We start from the raw sequence: 8,002 nt of genomic DNA, 5'->3' as shown, positions 1-8,002 counted from the left end.
GGTTGTAATATCGCAGCCGGAAATACAATTTCATTAAACGAGCTATTGTAGTAAGCGTTTACGCGTTGTGGCGTCATGCCCCAGCGGTTACGGTCTGTTTTTTGTAGCTCTTTTTCAACACTTTCTGCATGAAAAAATTCACGCATGTTTTTCACATTACCAATCAAATCGTTTTTAGTAATGCTTAAACCTTCATAAGACTGCCATACATTGGGGTAACCAATTTTTGGTACAAATGCAGCCAGTTTAGCGCGCGCATTTACTTTAGTTTCATCGCCCATCCATTCTAGGTTATCAATACGTTCACCAAGGGCTGTACGAAGGTTTTCAACCAGCTCAGACATTTGTTGTTTTGACGACTCAGGGAAGTAACGCGCTACGTATATCTTACCAATAGCAAAACCAAGCGAACTTGTGCCTGACATTTCACTTATTGCACGTTTCCAACGAGGGCGAGGCTCTTGCTGTCCGTTTAGTTCTTTACCAAAAAAAGCAAAGTTAGTATTAAATACGTCCTCTGATAGTAAACCTGCGTTACCGCTAATAGCGTGATACGTTAGGTAGTCTTTCCATACTGCAATATCTTCTTGATTGATTAGCTCAATCATCGCTTTTATTGGCTCAGGCTGAGATACATTTAACTGAGGTACTTTATAACCTGTTTGCGCAAAATATAAATCCCAGTTAAAGCCAGGATAAGCAGTGCTTAAATCGGCACGTTCAACTTGGTTTAGGGTTAAGTCGCGATTACGGCGCTTTTCACGAGGCCAATGACCTTGTGCAATTTTGGTTTCAAGATCAACTATTGCTTGAGCGCGCTCAGCGGTATTTTCTACTCCTGCAAACTTAAGCATGTCAGCAATGTGAGCAACATAAGCTGTACGGGTTTTTACAAAGCGCTCAGCGTCTTCAAGGTAGTAAGAACGATCTGGTAAACCTAAACCACCAGCACCTAGTGACATTTCATATTTATTAGGGTCTAGGCGATTAAACCACATACCGCCGCCAAAAGGGGCTTTATTACCGGTTAACCAAGACTTACCAAACATCTCAGCTAAATCGTCAGTTGACGCTATATCACTAATTTCACTTAACAATGGCTTAATAGGCGCTACACCGAGTTTATTAAGTGTTTCGGTATCCATATACGCATTGTAAAAATCAGCAACGAGTTTTTCTTCTGCGTTTAAATCTTTACGTGCGGCTATTTCTTCAATAATAGCTTTAACATCGCCTTCGCTGCGCTCAGCTAATCCAGAAAATGCACCATAGCGGGTTTTATCTGCAGGCATTTCGTAGTTGTTATACCAAGTGCCGCTGGCATACATAAAAAAGTCATCGCCTGGTTTCACGGCTTCGTTACGAGCTGTTAGATCAACACCAAAACTACCTAACTCTGCTTTTTCTGTCACTTTTGCTGTAGTTACTTTAGGTTGTTGCTCGTCTATTTTTGTTGTTTGCGGCTCTGAACAACCTGTAATAAATGTGGCAGCTAATGCTGCGGCAATTAAACTCTTTTTCATTACTTACTCCTGAGTATCACTGATTGAATTAAAGCAGCAGTGAATCATTTTTATTGTTACGAATATTTAACTTATCGATTGTTATTGATATTAATCAGACAAACAAATCTTTTGAGGTGAATCACCACAGTGCTCGATAAAGCTAATATAGGAGAAAAGAGAAAGGCTAATAGGTTCTATAAACGCTTTATTTAGCTCGAATACTTAAAAGTATCCGAGCTAAGAGGGGGCACACACTATTTATTTTTTATGCTGTAGTTCCCACATACGGGCGTATTCTCCGGCGAGTGTAAGTAATTCATCGTGCTTACCTTGCTCAATAATTTGTCCGGCTTTGAGCACAATAATGGTGTCTGCATCGGTAATAGTAGATAACCGATGAGCAATAACAATACTCGTATGGTTACTGGCAACTTCACGCATTGCTGCGAGAATTGCTTGCTCAGAATGAGAGTCGAGTGCAGATGTTGCTTCATCAAAAATTAAAATAGGGGACTTTTTCAAAATGGCGCGGGCAATGGCAATACGCTGTTTTTCGCCGCCGGATACTTTTAAACCGCGCTCGCCAACCAGTGTTTTATCGCCTTTATCAAGTGTTGCTATAAAGTCTTTTAAATGCGCCATAGCAATGGCTTCATCAATTTCTGCATCACTTGCTGATGGTCTGCCGTAAGCGATATTCTCACGAATAGTAGTGTTAAACAGCACGGTGTCTTGCGGCACTATTGCAATGGCTTTTCGTAAACTATTAAGTGTTACTGAGTTTATTGCTTGATTATCAATACTAATTTCACCAGCGTTTACATCATAAAAACGATAAAGCAGTCGCGCCAATGAGCTTTTACCAGCCCCACTGGCACCAACAATAGCTACTTTGCTGCTTGCTTTAACATTAAAGCTAAGATTATTAAGAATAGGGCGATGCGCATCGTAACTAAAACTTACATTATTAAATGTTATTTCACCTTGGCTAATATTGAGCTCTTTAGCATTAAGTGCATCGGTTATTTGTGGTTTTTTGTTAAGTAGTCCAAGCATGTTTTCAAGGTCGGTTAGGGCGCGTCTTATTTCGCGGTACACAAAGCCTAAAAAGTTAAGCGGTAAAAACAATTGAATCATATACGCGTTAATCATCACAAGTTCACCAATAGAAAGCGTACCTGCTACTACCTCGGTTGAGCCCAACCACATTAACGCGGTAATAGCACAAGCAATAATAAGTGCTTGGCCTGAGTTGAGGGCGAGCAACGACATTCTATTTTTTAAACGGGCTTTTTCCCAGTTTGCTAAAAAGGTGTCGTAAGTTTTTGCTTCAAACTGCTCATTATTAAAATACTTTACCGTTTCATAATTGAGTAGGCTGTCTATGGCGCGGGTATTACTTTGATTGTCGGCAGCATTTGCTTCTCTAATAAAGCGGTTTCTCCACTGGGTAACAACCACCGTAAAGGTAATATAAATAGCAACTGCCAATAATGTAATCAGCGCAAACCAAACAGAAAACAACGTGCCAAAAATAATCGCAACGGTAAGTATTTCAAATAAAGTAGGCACAATGTTAAACATTAAAAAACGCATTAAAAAGCTTAACCCACTTGTACCGCGTTCTATATCGCGGCTAATACCGCCAGTTTGCCTATCTAAATGAAAAGCCAGCTCAAGTGAGTGCAAATGCTTAAATACCTTTAAACCAATATCACGCATTGCGTGCTCGGTTACGCGAGAAAATACAGCATCTCTTATTTCACCTAAAAACACGCTGGCAAAACGCAGTGCACCGTACATCAATAACAATAAAGCGGGGATAACTAACAGTGGGTTAATTGACTTATCTACCGAGTCTATTATTTCTTTAAGCGCCCAAGGCATTAACAAAGTGGCACCTTTTGCGCCTATAAGCGCCATAAGTGCAATAAAAACACGGCCTTTAAATTTTGTAAGGTAGGGCCATAGTGTTTTTACACTTTGGCGTAAATTCATGGCGTCTGGTCGTTTTTCACTGCTTTGTCTGGGGCGCATTCAGTATCTCAGAATTGGTATGTGGGTAGATAAAATCACTTATAAGTTAAGTAAACGCAGTAAATTGAAACAAGGAAAGGTATTAGTTTTTTGAATATTAATTTTAAGCGTTAAAATGCGGTTACCTAATTAATGCTTTCTAAAATAGCAGTATATATTTTCCGGTAGAATATATCGCATATAACGTTTTCTGAAACCAGCTTTCCATAATGATTTGCTATAGGTTTGCTTAAACTTAATCGGGTTAAGAAACATTTTTAATGGATCGGACGTTTTAGCAAAATAACTTTCATGGCTATTTGCTCCGACATACTCAGAGTGTTTTAGATTACCAAAGTTTACGGATTCGCTATAAGTAGGGGTCTTTAATAGTCGAGATATAGGTTTTATAGCCGTTTCAGGAGCGATATTTATTTTTTTATAGTCTCTCTCAATAGCCATAAAATCAGAAATAAAGTCCATAGCCCCTTTTTGAAATTCGTTTATTGTATTTAGCTTATCATTAGAAAAGTCATTAGGTTCGAATATAGCTACTATGTCATCATTTTTTTTATCGAATTTAATTACAGAGCCGTGAGGTGCTGAAAAAATAAATTCGAGCATATGCACACCTTCCGATAACACTTGAAAATTATTTTTAGGTTCTGAAAAGTTACACATATAGCCAGACATCGGAAACCCTTTTTCAGCAAACTTCATTGCAGTTTGAAATGTACCTAGGTAATAACCATGAATATCTATTTCATTATTTTCTAATAACATTAGCTTATTTAATGAGTTCTGAATTGTCCCTTGCCACCCAATGTCAACAATCGCGACTTTTTTGGCATCCATAAACCCAATTTGATTTAGGTAAGTTAGTAGGTTTTCTCTTTCTACAGCTGCAATACTGCATACATCATCAACTAATAAATGAAAGAGTTTTGCTAATTTATCCTTATCGTTATCTGTGTCAATTATATGATTTTGATCAAAAAATCCAACTTCTTTTATTTTTTTAATATGTTTTGTTGCATCTATATCAACTCTATCAAGGTAATTAGCGACGCTCAAATTAGGAACAAAATGGCATAGTACTTTTATCGAATATTCATCGATTCCATTGTATATAGTTGGGATGTTTATAGCTCGTCTTGATGCGTACATATACTTACTAACAGGCGTTTTAGCTCCCTGATTCATAAGGCTATAGGCTTTGTGCATAATATAGCCGTCGCGAGCAAGGAAAAATATATGTTCTATTTCTTGATGCAAAACCTGGCTAGTTAACCAACGAGTTAAGCCAAAATATATTATTCCACAGTATACATAACCAAAGTCGTACCATATATTCTCGTTGTTATTATCTCTTTGGGTAAACGTTTTGTTGATGATAGTCGCAAAATAAATAGATTCTTCTATAGAGAGTTTAGAAGGGTATAGCTGCCTTAGTCTTTTAAATGAATGATGGCTAAGCGCATATTCACTGGTTTTTTTGTAATAATAAGGTTTGATGCCTTCTTTCATCGCGTTAATGACATCGGCGAAGTAATAATCGCCAATATGTAAAAGCTTAGACGGTTTACAGGATAGGTCTTTAAGTATATGCGGATATAACCCTCCTTTAGACTTTGATTTACGAATTACAGAGGATAAAAATAATTTATGAAATTTTGTATACCCATTATCGTAAAGAATTTTTTTTATCACGTACTCCGGTAAGTACATGTCTGAGGTGAAAATAACCTTTTTACTATTATCAATACAGTATTGATAAAAAGAGTGCATATATTCATTTTTGACACAAAATTTTAATTCTATTTCGATTTCTAGCGCTTTCAATATGTTAATTACTTTGCTATCTAGATTTTGTGTTTTTTGTATATGTGCATATATCTCATCCAAACCTATGGATTGGGTACCATTTAGCTCAGCTAGTATTTTTGTTGCTTCTGCCTCGGCATTACCTCGGATGCTTTTAAAGTCTATGTCTAGCTTTTTATGTTCATCATTATATAAATTCTCAACTATTGTAAAAATATCAGCTGGTTCGAAGACTTTTCTGAGGATTACAGTATCAAAGATATCAAAAGAGACTATTTCACTGTTGTTTATTAGCTTTTTTAGGTCAGTGTCATTACTTAGGGTATTTATTAGCTTTAAGCTTTTGTTGTAAAATTTTGCGACAATTTTACTAAATATGTTTTTTTTCATAATGACTTTCCCTGCCTTATTTACTATCCATAACATAATTAAGAAAATCAAAATTTAGCTATTTGTTTACATTTAATTATACTAATTTCGTATATCCGCTGCAACTTACGCATTTAATAGTACGAAGCATCAGAGGTTACCTGTTATTTTACCAAAAAAAACCACTAAATGAATGTTAAATGAATAATAAAACTGCAAATATTAGAAGCTTAGCAAGCCTAAATCATTACTCGGTTTTCGTTGGGTAAGGGGAAGGTATGTTGCCGAAGTAGTAGATTTAAACGCAACATATTTTATAAATGAAATTACCAAAAAAATCTTTAAATAATTGGTTCGAAATAAAGCAACGCCAGCGCCTAAGGTTAAGTTGTAAGATCAAACTAAATTAACGAGCTGGCTATTGTATTTTAAACGCTTGTCCTTATATACTACGCATCCCTTATTTTAGTTTTAAAACGTGAATGTTTAAATTTAGAGTGTTTTTAACTGCCTTTTTGCTAATTGCTGCACTTTTTAGTGTGCAGAGCAATGCTATGGGCGCCTCACAAAATTTAAATATTACTGTTAGTACGCAGGTTTCGCTTACTGATATTGCCGATTTAACTAAAATACAGCCTATTAGTAAGTCTGTAGATACTGCGCAGCATAAAAAAACGCATCAAACCGATTTTGACGCGCACCAACCAAGGTTAACTGCCAATAATTCATCATTGTTTTTGCACACTGTTCAAAGTGAGCCAGAATACGATGTGGTTTTTGAATTTTTTGCTCAAAATCTTGTTAGGCATATATTCTTACGACCAAGAGCGATTAATCCTATACAGCCTTGGTATACGCTTGTAACTAATAGTAAAAAGTCGCGCTTGAGTGGCTGGAAAGACGTTAATTTACTCTACAGAGCTGTAACTACCTACCACGCTTAATTTTCCTTATTTAATTTTATTAGGTTTTAACTTTTAAAGTTTTAGCCTGAAGATTAATTGTGCTTTTAAAAAGTACGTTGCTAGCTTTGCTGGCAATAAGGATTAAAGATGTTAAGTTTTAAAAAAGACAAAAAACCGTCTACGGCTAAGTTCAAATTAAGCTATATAGCCATGCTAATAGTATTGGTTTTATTAGCTATCAGCGCATTACCAAATTTATACCCAAATAAATCGTGGTTGCACGTAAGTAATAGCCCGCACAGTGAAACGCAATCTTTACCGAGCACTAAAACGCTAGTTACTTTTTTAAATAACCAAGGGTTAGAGGTTGAGCAGGGTTTAGATAAGCAATCAACTATTAATGTACTTTTAAACGAGCCAACTAAAAGCGCTCAGGCACAAGCGGCTATAAAAGCGCAATACCCAAACACGCAAGTTAAAATTGTTGAGCATGCAACCAGCCCTACATGGTTACAAAATTTTGGTTTATCACCAATAAAGCTGGGCCTTGATTTAAATGGCGGTGTGCTATTTGTATTAGACGTAGATTTAGATAAAGCCGTTGATGAGCAGTTAGTCAGTGCGTATCAACAAGCTAAATCAATCATTATTAAGCAAAAAGCACATGGCGTAAAAGCGCAGCAAACTCAGCACGGGTTTGAAATAAACGCATTGCCTAATGCAACAGACAAGTTAACCCCCGTTATTGAAGAGCTACAAAGCCGGTTTGCTAATTTTGCTGTTGTAACAAGCAATAATGGCAGCGTTAAAACTGCCAAATTTAGTTATTCAGAGCAAGGCCGCAGCAGCTTTGATAAAGAAGTAATGGGCCAAACACTTACAACCCTTCGTTCACGTATTGAAGAGTTAGGCATTACTGAAGCGGTAACACAGCAACAAGGCAAACATCGAATTCGTATAGAGCTTCCTGGCGTGCAAGATCCAACCGAAGCTAAGCGTATTATTGGTGCAACAGCATCGCTTGGTTTTTATCAATTAAAAGAAATTGGCGGGCAAACATTTAATATGCAATCGGGCGGAAAGATAAAGCTCGATCCTGTGCCAATTTTTACAGGCGATCATATTAATAATGCAAACATAGGCCGCGACGATTGGGGTAAACCATTGGTACAGCTAAGCCTAGACGGCCAAGGAGGGGATGCAATGTCGGCGTTTTCAAAAGCCAATATTGGTAAGCCAATGGCGACGGTTTACTCTGAGTATTCTCAAAATGCTAAAGGTGAAGTAGTTAAAAAAAGCGAAGTTATTAATGTTGCCAATATTGCTCAGCATTTAAGTTCGCGTTTTAGTATTACCAATATGAAAAGCCAACAAGCGGCAGCC

The 8,002-nt window shown here is 37.0% G+C and carries 5 protein-coding genes; 2 read left to right on the top strand and 3 right to left on the bottom strand.

Annotation, left to right across the window (positions count from 1 at the left end; all coding sequences use genetic code 11):
• The 3 genes from L652_RS0101910 to L652_RS0101900 form a co-directional block, all read right to left on the bottom strand.
• Nucleotides 1-1,523 (bottom strand): M13 family metallopeptidase (locus L652_RS0101910; RefSeq protein WP_024603232.1); only part of this gene is annotated, 1,523 nt, incomplete at its 3' end.
• 240 nt (nt 1,524-1,763) lie between these two features.
• Entirely contained in the window at nt 1,764-3,542 is a 1,779-nt protein-coding gene (locus L652_RS0101905) for an ABC transporter ATP-binding protein/permease (RefSeq protein WP_024594927.1), read from the bottom strand.
• Nucleotides 3,543-3,671: 129 nt separating this feature from the next.
• On the bottom strand, nt 3,672-5,735 hold the full coding sequence (locus tag L652_RS0101900; RefSeq protein ID WP_139015377.1) for a hypothetical protein: 2,064 nt from the start codon (nt 5,733-5,735) through the stop codon (nt 3,672-3,674).
• Nucleotides 5,736-6,196: 461 nt separating this feature from the next.
• Here L652_RS0101900 and L652_RS0101895 point away from each other — a divergent pair, with 461 nt between their 5' ends.
• Nucleotides 6,197-6,658, top strand: a complete 462-nt coding sequence (locus L652_RS0101895) for a hypothetical protein (RefSeq protein ID WP_024594929.1) — start codon at nt 6,197-6,199, stop codon at nt 6,656-6,658.
• A gap of 108 nt (nt 6,659-6,766) precedes the next feature.
• Nucleotides 6,767-8,002: preprotein translocase subunit SecD (locus L652_RS0101890; RefSeq protein ID WP_024594930.1), on the top strand; the 1,236-nt coding region annotated here is incomplete at its 3' end.

Source organism: Pseudoalteromonas sp. TB25 (genome assembly GCF_000497995.1).
In the GTDB taxonomy this organism is placed as follows: Bacteria; Pseudomonadota; Gammaproteobacteria; order Enterobacterales; family Alteromonadaceae; genus Pseudoalteromonas; species Pseudoalteromonas distincta.
The sequence above is the reverse complement of the archived record's forward strand: the minus strand, read 5'-3'. Positions and strand labels throughout refer to the sequence as shown.